This is a genomic window from Rhizobium ecuadorense, from assembly GCF_001187535.1.
In the GTDB taxonomy this organism is placed as follows: Bacteria; Pseudomonadota; Alphaproteobacteria; order Rhizobiales; family Rhizobiaceae; genus Rhizobium; species Rhizobium ecuadorense.
Genome location: NZ_LFIO01001093.1, coordinates 1 through 229, shown reverse-complemented (window position 1 = coordinate 229; position 229 = coordinate 1). Strand labels below are relative to the sequence as shown.

The following is a 229-nucleotide window of genomic DNA, read 5'->3' as shown; positions in this document are numbered from 1 at the left end:
GCCCCCGCGGCTTGCACGCTCCTATGTTGCGCTCGGAGGCGGGCTGGATATCCCAGTTGTCATGGGCTCGCAAAGCACATCGCTCCGCGGTGGCTTTGGTGGCAATGCCGGCCGGCCCCTGGCGAAGGGCGATCGGATCGCGGTCGGCGAGGACGCAGAGATGGTCATGTTGCCGGCCTCTGGTCTCGCCGTCGTCGAACCGGCCGTGGCGCTGCGCGATGTCTTCCCG

The 229-nt window shown here is 68.6% G+C and carries 1 pseudogene; it reads left to right on the top strand.

The window, feature by feature from the left end:
* Positions 1-229, top strand: a pseudogene (locus AF337_RS40720) (biotin-dependent carboxyltransferase family protein); the annotation flags it as partial.